Annotated in this window: 11 protein-coding genes; 8 read left to right on the top strand and 3 right to left on the bottom strand. The window is 60.8% G+C overall.

Annotated features, from left to right (window positions below; translation table 11 throughout):
* The first annotated feature begins 11 nt into the window (after nt 1–11).
* Both QRN46_RS06265 and QRN46_RS06260 read left to right on the top strand, forming a co-directional pair.
* Nucleotides 12–1214, top strand: coding sequence for an HlyD family secretion protein (locus QRN46_RS06265; RefSeq protein ID WP_011334988.1), 1203 nt, complete (start codon nt 12–14; stop codon nt 1212–1214).
* A 92-nt stretch (nt 1215–1306) separates the two neighbouring features.
* Entirely contained in the window at nt 1307–2836 is a 1530-nt protein-coding gene (locus QRN46_RS06260; RefSeq protein ID WP_011334987.1) for a DHA2 family efflux MFS transporter permease subunit, read from the top strand.
* A gap of 222 nt (nt 2837–3058) precedes the next feature.
* Here QRN46_RS06260 and lpxH read toward each other — a convergent pair whose 3' ends face one another.
* Entirely contained in the window at nt 3059–3805 is a 747-nt protein-coding gene (gene lpxH / locus QRN46_RS06255; protein WP_201820073.1) for a UDP-2,3-diacylglucosamine diphosphatase, read from the bottom strand.
* Nucleotides 3802–4308 carry a peptidylprolyl isomerase gene (locus tag QRN46_RS06250; RefSeq protein ID WP_011334985.1) on the bottom strand — a complete coding sequence of 169 codons (507 nt, stop codon included), beginning with the start codon at nt 4306–4308 and terminating at the stop codon, nt 3802–3804. The genes lpxH and QRN46_RS06250 overlap by 4 nt, the downstream gene beginning before the upstream one ends.
* Before the next feature lie 250 nt (nt 4309–4558).
* Between QRN46_RS06250 and QRN46_RS06245 the strand changes: the two genes are divergently transcribed.
* The 3 genes from QRN46_RS06245 to QRN46_RS06235 all read left to right on the top strand — a co-directional run bounded on the left by QRN46_RS06245 (nt 4559) and on the right by QRN46_RS06235 (nt 9175).
* Nucleotides 4559–6259 carry a glutamine--tRNA ligase/YqeY domain fusion protein gene (locus QRN46_RS06245; RefSeq protein WP_039767474.1) on the top strand — a complete coding sequence of 567 codons (1701 nt, stop codon included), beginning with the start codon at nt 4559–4561 and terminating at the stop codon, nt 6257–6259.
* A 20-nt stretch (nt 6260–6279) separates the two neighbouring features.
* On the top strand, nt 6280–7662 hold the full coding sequence (cysS, locus tag QRN46_RS06240) for a cysteine--tRNA ligase (RefSeq protein ID WP_011334983.1): 1383 nt from the start codon (nt 6280–6282) through the stop codon (nt 7660–7662).
* A gap of 301 nt (nt 7663–7963) precedes the next feature.
* Entirely contained in the window at nt 7964–9175 is a 1212-nt protein-coding gene (locus QRN46_RS06235) for an MFS transporter (protein ID WP_201820076.1), read from the top strand.
* A gap of 16 nt (nt 9176–9191) precedes the next feature.
* Here the strand turns inward: QRN46_RS06235 and QRN46_RS06230 are convergent, their stop codons facing one another.
* Nucleotides 9192–11042 carry a sigma-54-dependent Fis family transcriptional regulator gene (locus tag QRN46_RS06230; RefSeq protein ID WP_285354405.1) on the bottom strand — a complete coding sequence of 617 codons (1851 nt, stop codon included), beginning with the start codon at nt 11040–11042 and terminating at the stop codon, nt 9192–9194.
* 302 nt (nt 11043–11344) lie between these two features.
* Between QRN46_RS06230 and QRN46_RS06225 the strand changes: the two genes are divergently transcribed.
* Genes QRN46_RS06225 through QRN46_RS06215 form a run of 3 tightly spaced genes read left to right on the top strand, consistent with a single transcriptional unit; the run spans nt 11345 to nt 14414 of the window.
* Nucleotides 11345–12439 carry an ABC transporter ATP-binding protein gene (locus QRN46_RS06225; RefSeq protein WP_007951489.1) on the top strand — a complete coding sequence of 365 codons (1095 nt, stop codon included), beginning with the start codon at nt 11345–11347 and terminating at the stop codon, nt 12437–12439.
* The gene (locus QRN46_RS06220; RefSeq protein ID WP_007951488.1) at nt 12439–13551 is read left to right on the top strand and encodes an ABC transporter ATP-binding protein; all 1113 of its coding nucleotides are present in this window, start codon (nt 12439–12441) and stop codon (nt 13549–13551) included. Before QRN46_RS06225 ends, QRN46_RS06220 begins: the two co-directional genes overlap by 1 nt.
* Nucleotides 13548–14414 (top strand): carbohydrate ABC transporter permease, encoded by an 867-nt coding sequence (locus QRN46_RS06215; protein WP_007951487.1) that lies wholly within the window; start codon nt 13548–13550, stop codon nt 14412–14414. The genes QRN46_RS06220 and QRN46_RS06215 overlap by 4 nt, the downstream gene beginning before the upstream one ends.
* Nucleotides 14415–14418: the final 4 nt, after the last annotated feature.

The raw sequence follows: 14418 nt of genomic DNA, 5'->3' as shown, positions 1-14418 counted from the left end.
AGGTACTTGTCATGGCCACTGCCGAAAACACACAAGCTCAAGACAACGCCCAGGACACTGGCAATCCGCGCAAACGCAAGGTGATGCTGCTGGTGCTGGCCGTTGTGGTTGCCCTCGCCGGTGTCGGCGTCTGGGCGTATCACGAATTCATCGGGCGCTGGAGCGAAAGCACCGACGACGCCTACGTCAACGGCAACGTGGTGGAAATCACCCCGCTGGTGACCGGCACCGTGGTCAGCATCGGTGCTGACGATGGCGATCTGGTGCATGAAGGCCAGGTGCTGATCAACTTCGACCCGAACGACGCCGAAGTCGGCCTGCAAAGTGCCAAGGCCAATCTGGCCCGCACCGTGCGTCAGGTGCGCGGCCTGTACAGCAACGTCGACGGCATGAAAGCCCAGGTCAATGCGCAACAGGCCGAAGTGCAGAAAGCCCAGGACAACTTCAACCGCCGGAAAAACCTCGCGGCCGGCGGGGCGATTTCCCAGGAAGAACTGTCCCACGCCCGCGATGACCTGACCTCGGCGCAGAACGCCCTGGCCAACGCCAAACAGCAACTGAAAACCACCAGCGCGCTGGTCGATGACACCGTGGTGTCCTCGCACCCGGACGTGATGGCCGCCGCCGCGCAACTGCGTCAGGCCTACCTGACCAACGCTCGCAGCACCTTGATTGCGCCGGTCACCGGTTATGTCGCCAAACGCACCGTGCAACTTGGCCAGCGTGTGCAGCCGGGCACCGCGCTGATGGCGGTGATTCCGCTGGATCAGCTGTGGATCGACGCCAACTTCAAGGAAACCCAGCTGCGTGACATGCGCATTGGCCAACCGGTGGAGATCGAGTCGGACATCTACGGCAGTGACGTCAAGTTCAACGGCACCGTCGACAGCCTCGGCGCGGGCACCGGCAGCGCGTTCGCCCTGTTGCCGGCGCAGAACGCCACCGGTAACTGGATCAAGATCGTGCAGCGTGTGCCGGTACGGATTCACGTCAACGCCGAAGAGCTGGCCAAACACCCGCTGCGCGTCGGCCTGTCGACCAATGTCGAGGTCAATCTGCACGACCAGAGCGGCCCGGTACTGGCCCAGCAACCGCCGCAAAAGGCCTCGTTCAGCACCAACGTCTACGATCGCCAACTGGCCGAAGCCGACGCGATGATCACCCAGTTGATCCACGACAACAGCGCGGCGGTCAGCAAGACTGCGCAACGCTGATCTCTTTCCCCCTGTGGGAGCGGGCTTGCTCCCACAAAGGGCAGCTGTGTCCGTAACAGACACGGCGCCAACCCGGCTTCATAGGATTCGCGATGAGCAATAACGCCTCTTTCACGCCGCCCAGCCTGTTGCTCAGCACCATCGGCCTGTCGCTGGCGACCTTCATGCAGGTGCTCGACACCACGATCGCCAACGTGGCGCTGCCGACCATTTCCGGCAACCTCGGCGTGAGTTCGGAGCAGGGCACCTGGGTCATCACCTCGTTCGCCGTGAGCAACGCCATTGCGCTGCCGCTCACCGGCTGGCTGAGCCGTCGCTTCGGCGAGGTGAAGCTGTTTCTGTGGGCGACCATTCTGTTTGTGCTGGCTTCGTTCCTCTGCGGTATTTCCACATCGATGCCGGAACTGATCGGCTTCCGCGTGCTGCAAGGCCTGGTGGCCGGGCCGTTGTACCCGATGACCCAGACGCTGCTGATCGCGGTCTATCCACCGGCGAGGAGGGGCATGGCCCTGGCGTTGCTGGCGATGGTTACGGTGGTGGCGCCGATTGCCGGGCCGATCCTCGGCGGCTGGATCACCGACAGTTACAGCTGGCCGTGGATCTTCTTCATCAACGTGCCGATCGGAATTTTCGCGGTGATGGTGGTGCGCCAGCAGCTGGCCAAACGCCCGGTGGTCACCAGCCGTCAGCCGATGGATTACGTCGGGCTGATCACGCTGATCATCGGCGTGGGTGCGTTGCAGGTGATCCTCGACAAGGGCAATGACCTGGACTGGTTCGAGTCAAACTTCATCATCATCGGCGCGGCGATTTCGGTGATCGCGCTGGCGGTATTCGTGATATGGGAAATGACCGACCAGCATCCGGTAGTCAATTTGCGCCTGTTCGCCTATCGCAACTTCCGCATCGGTACGCTGGTGCTGGTGTTGGGTTACGCCGGGTTCTTCGGCATCAACCTGATCCTGCCGCAGTGGTTGCAGACCCAGATGGGCTACACCGCGACCTGGGCCGGACTGGCGGTGGCACCGATCGGTATTCTGCCGGTGCTGCTGTCACCGTTTGTCGGCAAGTACGCGCACAAGTTCGACCTGCGTCTGCTCGCCGGGCTGGCGTTCCTGGCGATCGGCCTGAGCTGCTTCATGCGTGCTGAATTCACCAACGAGGTGGACTTCCAGCACATCGCTCTGGTGCAGTTGTTCATGGGGATTGGCGTGGCGCTGTTCTTCATGCCGACCCTGAGCATTCTGATGTCGGACTTGCCGCCGAACCAGATTGCCGATGGTGCGGGTCTGGCGACGTTCCTGCGGACATTGGGTGGCAGTTTTGCGGCGTCGTTGACCACGTGGATCTGGATTCGCCGGGCGGATCAGCATCATGCCTACATGAGCGAGAGTATCAGCACCTTCGAACCAGCGACTCGCGAGACCTTGCATTCGCTGGGTGGCGCGAGCCAATCGGCCTATGCGCAGATGGATCAGATCCTCACCAGTCAGGCGTACATGCTCTCCACCGTGGATTACTTCACGCTGCTGGGCTGGGGGTTCATGGGGTTGATTCTGATTGTGTGGCTGGCCAAGCCGCCATTCGCAGCCAAGGCAGGGCCGGCGGCTTCCGGGCACTAAGATCAAGAGCTTTCCCTCACCCTAACCCTCTCCCGGAGGGAGAGGGGACTGACCGAGGTGGATATTCGGGTTACACCGACCTGAAAGTCCGAGTTGAACTCAGGCCTTGAAGTGCAGACTTGCGAAACAGAGTCGAGCTCAGATTCTGAAAACTACGAATATCGGCTCCCTTTCCCCCTCGCCCCCTTGGGGGAGAGGGCTGGGGTGAGGGGGTAGCGATCTTCAGCCGTGCGGCAATGCCAACGGTGGCGCAAAATCAAACGGCGCTAACGCAAACCCGTTCTCATCCACCTGCAACGCCCAACCCTGACGATCCCAATCCCCCAGCACAATCCGCTTCGCCGCCTGATCGCCGATCTGCAACTTGTGGATCGCCGGGCGATGGGTGTGCCCGTGAACCAGGGTTTTCACCCCGTATTCCTGCATGATCCGCGGAATTTCCTCCGGCGTGACATCGACGATGTCATTGGCCTTCATCCGCGTCTGCGCCCGGCTTTCGCTGCGCAACTTGCGCGCGAGCTTGTGCCGGGTGCGCAAGGGCAGGTTGCGCAGGATGAACAGGCTGAGCGGGTTGCGCAGATAGCGGCGCAGCTTCATGTAGGATTCGTCGCGGGTGCACAGGCTGTCGCCGTGCATCAGCAATACCGGTTCGCCGTAAAACTGCACGACACTCGGATCCTTCAACAGCGTGCAGCCGGCCTGCTTGCAGAAGGCCTTGCCGAGCATGAAGTCGCGATTGCCGTGCATCAGAAAAATGGCCGTGCCGCTGTCGCTCAAGTCGCGCAGGGCCTGGCAGATGGAACGCTGGAAGGGGGTCATGGCGTCGTCGCCAATCCACGCCTCGAAAAAGTCGCCCAGAATGTACAACGCACTCGCCGAGCGGGCGCGTCCGGCGAGCAAATCCAGAAACGCCCGGGTAATGTCCGGGCGCTCCTCTTCCAGATGCAAGTCTGAAATCAGCAATATCACGCTTCGATGATCTCGGCTTTCTCGATGATCACGTCGTCTGCGGGTACGTCCTGGTGGCCTGCCTTGGACGTGGTGGAAACGCCTTCGATCTTGTCGACAACGTCGGTGCCCGCAACCACTTTACCGAACACGGCATAACCCCAGCCCTGGGCGGTCTTGGCGGTGTGGTTCAGGAAGCTGTTGTCGGAGGCGTTGATGAAGAACTGCGCCGAAGCCGAATGCGGGTCCATGGTACGGGCCATGGCGATGGTGTACTTGTCGTTCTTCAGACCGTTGTCGGCTTCGTTCTGGATGCTCGGGCTCTTGTCTTTCTTTTCTTTCATGCCTGGCTCGAAACCGCCGCCCTGGATCATGAAGCCTTTGATGACGCGGTGGAACACGACGTTCTCGTAGTGACCTTTCTTGACGTATTCGATGAAGTTGGCGGTGGTGAGAGGCGCCTTTTCAGCGTTCAGTTCGATGACGATGTCACCGAAGTTGGTGGTCAATTTAACTTGAGTCATGATCGATGCTCTTTATAAGGAATTCGTGGGTATTGGGACATTTGGGCCCCGTACCGGTTCAGCCCGTGAGGGCCAAGGTGCGCAGTTTAGCGTGACAGGCGCGAATTTCGAGGCTGTTTTTCAAAACCCGGCGATTAAATGCATTCCTTTTAAGCCCTGCTCTGTCAGGGGCTTGACAGCATCGGCTATGATAGCGGCTTTGTTTTGTCAGGCCCGTGTCCCGGCCGCGCACTGTACGTTCAAGGATCCTATGAGCAAGCCCACTGTCGACCCTACCTCGAATTCCAAGACCGGCCCCGTTACGCCGGTCAATTTCCTGCGCCCGATCATCCAGGCGGACCTGGACTCGGGTAAGCACACGCAGATCGTCACCCGTTTCCCGCCTGAGCCCAACGGCTACCTGCACATCGGCCACGCCAAGTCGATCTGTGTGAACTTCGGCCTGGCCCAGGAGTTCGGCGGCGTTACCCACCTGCGTTTCGACGACACCAACCCGGCCAAGGAAGACCAGGAATACATCGACGCGATCGAAAGCGACGTCAAATGGCTGGGCTTCGAATGGTCCGGCGAAGTGCGCTACGCCTCTCAATATTTCGACCAGTTGCACGACTGGGCCGTCGAGCTGATCAAGGCCGGCAAGGCCTACGTCGACGACCTGACGCCCGAGCAAGCCAGGGAATACCGCGGCAGCCTGACCGAGCCGGGCAAGAACAGCCCGTTCCGCGACCGTTCGGTGGAAGAGAACCTGGACTGGTTCGCCCGCATGCGCGCCGGCGAATTCCCGGACGGTGCCCGCGTGCTGCGCGCCAAGATCGACATGGCCTCGCCGAACATGAACCTGCGCGACCCGATCATGTACCGCATCCGCCACGCTCATCACCACCAGACCGGTGACAAGTGGTGCATCTACCCGAACTACGATTTCACCCACGGTCAGTCGGACGCCATCGAAGGCATCACCCACTCGATCTGCACCCTGGAGTTCGAAAGCCATCGTCCGCTGTACGAGTGGTTCCTCGACGCACTGCCGGTGCCGGCGCACCCGCGTCAGTACGAATTCAGCCGTCTGAACCTCAACTACACCATCACCAGCAAGCGCAAGCTCAAGCAACTGGTTGACGAGAAACACGTCAATGGCTGGGACGATCCGCGCATGTCCACGCTGTCGGGTTTCCGCCGTCGTGGCTACACCCCGGCGTCGATCCGCAACTTCTGCGAGATGATCGGCACCAACCGTTCCGACGGCGTGGTCGACTTCGGCATGCTCGAGTTCAGCATCCGTCAGGACCTGGACGCGAACGCCCCGCGCGCCATGTGCGTGCTGCGTCCGTTGAAAGTCGTGATCACCAACTACCCGGAAGATCAGGTCGAGAACCTCGAACTGCCGCGTCATCCGCAGAAAGAAGAACTCGGCGTGCGCCAGCTGCCGTTCGCCCGTGAAATCTACATCGACCGCGATGACTTCATGGAAGAGCCGCCAAAAGGCTACAAGCGCCTGGAGCCGAACGGCGAAGTGCGTCTGCGCGGCAGCTACGTGATCCGTGCCGACGAAGCGATCAAGGACGCCGACGGCAACATCGTCGAGCTGCGTTGCTCGTACGATCCGGACACCCTGGGCAAGAACCCTGAAGGCCGCAAGGTCAAGGGCGTGATCCACTGGGTGCCGGCCGCTGCCAGCATCGAGTGCGAAGTGCGTCTGTACGATCGCCTGTTCCGTTCTCCGAACCCGGAGAAGGCCGAAGACAGCGCGAGTTTCCTGGACAACATCAACCCTGACTCACTGCAAGTGCTGACCGGTTGTCGTGCCGAGCCTTCGCTGGGCAATGCACAGCCGGAAGACCGTTTCCAGTTCGAGCGCGAAGGCTACTTCGTCGCGGATATCAAGGACTCGAAACCAGGTCAGCCGGTATTCAACCGTACCGTGACCCTGCGCGATTCGTGGGGCCAGTGATCAAGTCTTAAGGAAACACCGTGCTTACGATCTACAACACGCTCACCAAGAGCAAAGAAGTCTTCAAGCCGCTGGATGGCAACAAGGTGCGCATGTATGTCTGCGGGATGACCGTGTACGACTACTGCCACCTGGGCCACGGCCGCAGCATGGTCGCGTTCGACCTGGTGACCCGCTGGTTGCGGTTCAGCGGTTATGACCTGACCTACGTGCGCAACATCACCGACATCGACGACAAGATCATCAACCGGGCCAACGAGAACGGTGAATCGTTCGAAGCGTTGACCGAGCGCATGATCGCGGCGATGCACGAAGACGAAGCGCGCCTGAACATCAAGAAGCCGGACATGGAGCCGCGCGCCACGGATCACATCCCTGGCATGCACGCGATGATCCAGACCCTGATCGACAAAGGTTACGCCTACGCCCCGGGCAATGGCGACGTGTACTACCGCGTCGGCAAGTTCATGGGCTACGGCAAGCTCTCGCGCAAGAAGATCGAAGACCTGCGCATCGGTGCGCGGATCGAGGTCGACGAAGCCAAGGAAGATCCGCTGGACTTCGTGCTCTGGAAAGGAGTCAAGCCTGGCGAGCCGAGCTGGGAATCGCCGTGGGGCGCCGGGCGTCCGGGCTGGCACATCGAGTGCTCGGTGATGTCCACCTGCTGCCTCGGCGAGACTTTCGACATTCATGGCGGCGGCAGCGACCTCGAGTTCCCGCACCACGAAAACGAAATCGCCCAGAGCGAAGCGGCCACCGGCAAGACCTACGCCAACGCGTGGATGCACTGCGGCATGATCCGTATCAATGGCGAGAAGATGTCCAAGTCCTTGAACAACTTCTTCACCATTCGCGACGTGCTCGACAAGTACCACCCGGAAGTCGTGCGTTACCTGCTGGTGTCGAGCCACTACCGCAGCGCGATCAACTATTCGGAAGACAACCTCAAGGACGCCAAGGGCGCCCTCGAGCGTTTCTACCATGCGTTGAAAGGCTTGCCGAAAGTGGCACCGGCGGGTGGCGAAGCCTTCGTCGAGCGTTTCACCCAGGTGATGAACGACGACTTCGGCACGCCGGAAGCCTGTGCGGTGCTGTTCGAGATGGTTCGCGAGATCAACCGTCTGCGCGAGAGCGATCTCGATGCGGCGGCCGGTCTGGCGGCGCGCTTGAAGGAACTGGCCAGCGTGCTAGGTGTGTTGCAGCTTGAAGCCGATGACTTCCTGCAGGCCGGTGCCGAAGGGCGGGTCGATGCGGCTGAGGTTGATGCACTGATCCAGGCGCGCCTGACTGCCCGTGCCAACAAGGACTGGGCCGAATCCGACCGCATCCGCGACCAGCTCACCGCCATGGGCGTGGTGCTGGAAGACGGCAAGGGCGGCACGACCTGGCGTCTGGCTGACTGATTGCTGCGCCTGTTACAAACAAAACCCGCCTTGTGCGGGTTTTTGTTTTTCTGTCCGATTGATCGATCTCACGCAGACAGTTGATCGCTCCCACGCTCCGCGTGGGAATGCAGCCCGGGACGCTCCGCGTCCCATGCCGAAGCGGACGCGGAGCGCCCATTGAGGCGTTCCCACGCAGACGGTTCGACGCCTCGACGTGGGAACGATCCAGACAATGTGTGATTGCTTTTGGTATTCGCATAGGTCTTGATAGCGCACGCGGCAGGATGCTCATCAGCGGCGAATCCGGAAGGGAGGAATCATGGCTAATCACTATCGCGAACTGGTATCGACACCCGGCGCCACCGGGCTGATCCTCGCGAGCTCCATCGCCCGACTGCCCCAGGCAATGATCGGTATCGGCATCATCACCATGCTGGTGCAGCAGACTGGCGTTTACTGGCTGGCGGGCGCAGTCGCCGGTACGTTTACCCTGGCTAATGCGCTGCTCGGTCCGCGCATCTCGAAACAGGTTGATCGGCGTGGCCAGAGTCGTGTGCTGCCCGTCGTTACGGCCTTCAGTATCGTCATGCTGCTGGCGCTGATTGTTGCCGTGCACCTGAGGGCTCCGGCCGCGTTGTTTTTTGTGCTGGCGGCTCTGGCGGGGACGATGCCGAGCATGCCGTCCATGATCCGCGCACGCTGGACGCAGCTGTTTCGTGGCAAGCCGCAACTGCACACCGCGTTCTCGCTGGACACAGTCCTCACTGAACTGGCTTACATCATCGGCCCGCCACTGGCGATCGGTTTGAGTGTGAGTTTCTTCGCAGAAGCCGGGCCGCTGGTGGCGGTAGGGTTGCTCGCTGTCGGCGTGACGGCGTTTCTCATGCAGCGGCAGACCGAACCGAAAGTGGTGGCGGGCAACCGGAAAAACAGCGGTTCGACCCTGCTGATTCCCGGCGTTCGCACCATTGTCCTGGCGTTGCTGGCGATGGGGGTTATTGGCGGAGCGATCGATGTTGCCGTTGTGGCCTTCGCCAATGCGCAAGGCTGGCCATCGGCTGCCACCTTCATTCTTGCCGCCTATGCATTCGGCTCGCTGGTGGCGGGTCTGACCTTCGGCGCGCTGCGGGTTTCGCTGGCGATTGAAAAACAGTTCTTTATCGGGATCCTGGTCACGGCAGTAACCGGCGTATTGCCGGTTTTCTCACCGGACGTTTATGTCCTTACCGCGATGCTGTTTATCGCCGGCATCTCGTTTGCGCCGACCATGGTGGTGGTGATGAAGCTGGGGACGATCATTATCCCGGCGGCGAGGATGACCGAAGGACTGACGTGGATGACCACCGGGATCAGCATCGGCGTGGCGCTCGGCGGCATGCTGGCGGGGCTGGTGATTGATGCCTGGGGCGCACGGGCAGGGTTCGGCGTTGCGATAGCCGCAGGTCTGATGATGATGGTTGTGGTGTCGATGGGCCTGCGGACGTTGGCGGCGGCATCGGCGGCGCCTGTTGAGCCAGCCGTTTCGGTCTGATCCGCTATGGAGGCGCTCAGTTTTCAATCTGCCGCAATCGCTTGTACAGCGTATTGCGGCTCACCCCCAACCGCCGCGCCAGGTGGGAAATATTGCCCCCGGCCAGCTGCAACTCCCGATTCAACGCCTCGGCATCGTTCAGGTCGATGCCCAACGGCTCGGCCAATTCCACGGGCTCCATCTCCAGATCGACAAAAAAGTCGTCCGGCAAATGCTCGGGTCGAATCGGTTGTTCCTCGGCCATCGCCAGTGCCACCTGCATCACGCTGCTGACCTGACGCAGATTGCCCGGCCACGGGTGCCGCTCGAACAGCTCCAGCACCTCACGACTCAATCCCGCCCACTGCGACGGCTCGCGATGTTGTTCCCACAGCCGTTTGAACAGCGCCTGCTTGTCGCTGCGCTCGCGTAGCGGTGGCAATTCCAGGGTCAGACCGCCGATGCGGTAGTACAGATCTTCGCGGAAGCGCCCCAGTTGCACCTGTTCCCTGAGCGAGCGGTTGGTGGCGGAGATGATCCGCAGATCCACCGGAAACAGCTCGCTGCTGCCCACCGGTTGCACGCAGCGCTCCTGCAACACCCGCAACAGCCGGGCCTGAGTCGGCAGCGGCATGTCGCCGATTTCATCGAGGAACAGCGTGCCTTTGTCGGCCTTGCGGATCAGGCCGATGCTGCCTTTCTGGTTGGCGCCGGTGAATGCGCCTTTCTCATAGCCGAACAGTTCGGACTCAACCAGTTCGGCTGGGATCGCCGCGCAGTTGACGGCGATGAACGCCTGTTTACTGCGGGAGCTGGCCTGGTGCAGGGCCTTGACGAAGACTTCCTTGCCGACCCCGGTTTCCCCGTGAATCAGCAGCGGAATGTCCTTTTCCAGCAGGCGTTCGGCCTGGCGCACGGCTTTTTCCACGCGGCTGTCACCGAAGTGCAACGTGCTCAGGCTGATGGCCGTGGGTACGGCGACTTTCGGTTCGGTGGGTCTGGCTTCAGTGAAGACCCGCGCCTGAATCTGTGCTTGTTTAGGTCGTTTCAACAAACACTGGAAACGATTGCGCCCGGAAGTCTGCAAGGCAAACGGCAACCCATCCGGCTGATTGATCAACTCCAGCAACGACACCTTGAACAGGCTCTCAACGCTGACCCGCGACAAGCGCACACCCAGCAAATTGTCGGCCCGGCGGTTGGCCGACAGCACCTGACCGCTCTCATCAAAGATCAGCAGCCCGGCCCACTGGCTGTCGAGGTTGTTCAACCCGGTGTTGAAGGTCAGTTGAAAGTGCTGGCCATGGAACAGGTTGAGGATCAGCCGGTTTTCCACGGTCTGACTCATCATCTTGACCATGCCGAGGGTGTGCGAGGGCGGCAGATAGCTGTCGCTGGACACATCAAGTACGGCGATGACCTTGCGCTCGGCATCGAAAATCGGCGCTGCGGAACCGGTCATGAAGCGGTTGGCCTTGAGAAAGTGTTCATCGTGTTCGATGTGCACCGCCTGCTCGCAGGCCAGCGCCGTGCCGATGGCGTTGGTGCCGCTGGCGCGTTCGACCCAACTGGCGCCGGCCTGAAAACCGCGCGCCAGATTCGGCTCGATAAAGCGCTGGGTGCCCCAGGACGTCAGCACCTGGCCCTGATTGTCGGCCAGCATGATCAGGCAATTGGAATTGCTCAGGATGTTCTCGTAATACGGCAGCACTTCCTGGTGAGTGGTCTGCACCAGCGAATGATGGCGGTCGAGCAACTGCGCAATGCCGGCGGCGGGCAACTGATCGAAAGCCGGGGCGCTTTGATGATTGAGACCGAAGGCGCGGCAACGGGACCAGGAGTCCTGGACGATGGCATCGTGGGAAAGCGGCGGGGCAGGTGCGGCCATGGCAGTCAGCCTCTGAATACAGCATTTTTATTATTGTTATTGAGATCTCTGTGGGAGTGAGCAAGCTCGCTCTCACAGGATCCATGCCAAAAAGCATCCATAGAGTGTTGTTCACGATTGTTCATTGTCAATCGCCCGACTGTTCAATTGTTCATTCGTAACTGTTCATTTGTGTTCAGCTACGAACCACGGTTTGCGTGGCTTGCAGCGAATTCGACGGTAAATCAAAGGCTTGGCGTTTCTGGCACGAATGTCGCTCTACAGGACAGGTCGCTTGACTCCAATAATAAAAAGGCCGAGCCATGTCACTCACCCTGGAGCACGTCAGCCGTACCGTCGAGGGCCAGACCTGGATCGACGATGCGAGCCTGAAATTCGAACCCGGATCCTTCAACGTTTTGCTCGGGCGCACGCTGTCCGGCAAGACCAGTCTGATGCGTCTGATGGCCGGTCTGGACAAGCCCGACAGCGGCCGCATCCTGATGAACGGCGTCGACGTCACCCAGCGCCCGGTGCGTTTGCGCAACGTGTCGATGGTCTATCAGCAATTCATCAATTACCCGACCATGACGGTGTTCGAGAACATCGCCTCGCCGCTGCGCCAGGCCGGGATCTCCAACGAGCAGATCCAGAGCAAGGTTCAGGAAACCGCGAAGATGCTGCGCATCGAGAAATTCCTGAAGCGCTATCCGCTGGAACTGTCCGGTGGCCAGCAGCAGCGCACCGCGATGGCGCGGGCGCTGGTCAAGGATGCCGAACTGATTCTGTTCGACGAGCCGCTGGTCAACCTCGACTACAAACTGCGCGAAGAATTGCGCCAGGAAATGCGCGAGCTGTTCAAGGCGCGCCACACCATCGCCATCTACGCCACCACCGAGCCCAATGAAGCGCTGGCGCTGGGCGGCACCACCACCATTCTTCATGAAGGCCGGGTGATCCAGAGCGGCCCTTCGACCGAGGTCTATCACCAGCCGCAAACGGTGCTGGCCGCCGAATTGTTCTCCGAGCCACCGATCAACCTGATGCCGGGGCGTATCGCCGGCAACGAAGTGAGCTTCGCCAACTTCGTGCACTTTCCGTTGAACGTCGACCTGCGACCGGTGGGCGAGGGCGAGTTCCGTTTTGGCGTTCGCCCGAGCCACATCTCGCTGGTGCCGAGCAACGACGACGACCTGGAACTGGCGGTGACCGTCGAGGTGGCGGAGATCAGCGGTTCGGAAACCTTCCTGCACGTGCGCAACGAGCATTTCCTGCTGGTGCTGCATTTGCCCGGCGTTCACGAATACGACGTCGATGCGCCGATCCGCATCTATATCCCGACCCATAAACTGTTTGTGTTCGATGCGCAGGGCCGTCTGGTGCAGGCACCGGGCCGGCGCGTCGCGAGGGTTGCCTGATGGCCGAAATCCGTTTGCAGCACCTCGCCCACAGCTACAGCAAAACCCCGAGCGGGCCCGAGGATTACGCGATCCGCGAGATGGACCACATCTGGGAGCAGGGCGGTGCCTATGCCTTGCTCGGCCCTTCGGGCTGCGGCAAGTCGACCTTGCTCAACATCATTTCTGGCCTGCTCAGCCCGTCTCAGGGTCATGTGCTGTTCGACGGCAAAGCGGTCAACGACCTGACCCCGGAGAAGCGCAACATCGCCCAGGTGTTCCAGTTCCCGGTGGTGTACGACACCATGACCGTGTTCGACAACCTGGCCTTTCCTTTGAGAAATCAGGGCCTGGCCGAGGCGAAAGTGCACAGCAAGGTGCAGGAAATCGCCGAAGTCCTCGACCTGCAGAACCTGCTGAGCAAAAAGGCGCGCAACCTCACCGCCGACGAAAAACAGAAAGTCTCCATGGGCCGTGGTCTGGTGCGCGATGACGTCTCGGCGATTCTGTTCGACGAGCCGCTGACGGTGATCGACCCGCACCTGAAATGGAAACTGCGGCGCAAGCTCAAGCAGATCCACGAGCAGTTCAACATCACCATGGTCTACGTCACTCACGATCAGCTGGAGGCCTCGACCTTCGCCGACAAGATCGCGGTGATGTACGGCGGCCAGATCGTCCAGTTCGGCACGCCACGGGAATTGTTCGAGCGGCCAAGCCACACCTTTGTCGGCTACTTCATCGGCAGCCCGGGGATGAACCTGATCGAAGTGCAGCCGCAACCGGGCGGGGTCGGTTTCAACTCGACCCATCTGCCGCTGTCCGACGGCTTGCAGCGCCATATCGAACACGGTCAGTGGAAAAATCTGAAGGTCGGCATCCGTCCCGAGTTCATCCATGTGTGGGATGAGCCGTTCGATGACGCGATGCAGGCGCGAGTCGTACACGTCGAAGACCTCGGCACCTACAAGATCATGACCCTGGATCTGGACGGCGCACCGCTGAAAGTGCGCCTGGCCGAGGACAAACCGGTGCCGCAGGGCACGGCGTACATCAGTTTTCCGGCGCAATGGCTGATGGTCTATGCCGACGAATTTCTGTTGGATGCCACCGACAGCGAGGTACAGCCATGAACAAGGTGCAGAACAACAAGGCCTGGTGGCTGGTGTTGCCGGTATTCCTGCTGGTGGCCTTCAGTGCCGTGATTCCGATGATGACCGTGGTCAACTATTCGGTGCAGGACATCTTCGACCAGTCCAGCCGCTACTTCGTCGGCGCCGACTGGTACAAACAGGTGCTGCTTGACCCGCGCCTGCACGATTCGCTGCTGCGCCAGTTCATCTACTCGGCGTGTGTGCTGCTGATCGAAATCCCCCTCGGCATCGCCATTGCGCTGACCATGCCGACCAAGGGTCGCTGGTCGTCGGTGGTACTGATCGTGCTGGCGATCCCGCTGCTGATTCCATGGAACGTGGTCGGCACCATCTGGCAGATTTTCGGCCGCGCCGACATCGGCCTGCTCGGGTCGAGCCTCAACGCCATGGGCATCAGCTACAACTACGCGGCGAACACCATGGATGCCTGGGTCACCGTGCTGGTGATGGACGTCTGGCACTGGACTTCGCTGGTGGCGCTGCTGTGTTTCTCCGGCTTGCGGGCGATTCCCGACGTGTATTACCAGGCCGCACGCATCGACCGGGCTTCGGCCTGGGCGGTATTCCGGCACATTCAGTTGCCCAAGTTGAAAAGCGTGCTGCTGATCGCCGTGATGCTGCGCTTCATGGACAGTTTCATGATCTACACCGAACCGTTCGTGCTCACCGGTGGCGGGCCGGGTAACTCGACGACCTTCCTCAGTCAGACCCTGACCCAGATGGCCGTAGGCCAATTCGACCTGGGGCCGGCGGCGGCATTCTCGCTGGTGTACTTCCTGATCATCCTGCTGGTGTCCTGGCTGTTCTACACCGCCATGACCCACAACGATGCCAACCGCTGAGGCC

Source organism: Pseudomonas sp. lyk4-R2A-10 (assembly GCF_030209075.1).
Classification (GTDB): Bacteria; Pseudomonadota; Gammaproteobacteria; order Pseudomonadales; family Pseudomonadaceae; genus Aquipseudomonas; species Aquipseudomonas glycinae.
This window is presented reverse-complemented; position numbering and strand designations above follow the sequence as displayed.